Consider the following 239-nt stretch of genomic DNA (forward strand, 5'->3'; position numbering starts at 1 on the left):
GTCGACGCATGGCCAGCTGAGGTTCACAGCGCCGTTGACGGCGATCTCGGCGGCCGTCGTCGGCGTCATCCTGAACCTTGCCGTCTTTTTTGCCGTGCATGTGCTGTGGCCGGCCGGACTTGCGGGGCGCTTCGACGCGGTGTCGGCGGCAATCGGCCTCGCGGCCGGCGTTGCGTTATTGCGCTTTCGTGTGGCCGTGTTGCCCTTGCTCGGCGCCTGCGCAGCGGTCGGTGTGCTGC

General features: G+C 68.2%; 1 protein-coding gene. It reads left to right on the top strand.

What is annotated here, in order from left to right; genetic code table 11:
* Positions 1-34: 34 nt before the first annotated feature.
* Positions 35-239: hypothetical protein (locus ACNEUN_RS06430; protein WP_463631631.1), on the top strand; the 205-nt coding region annotated here is incomplete at its 3' end.

It is taken from the genome of Gardnerella sp. C0684A1, assembly GCF_055326835.1.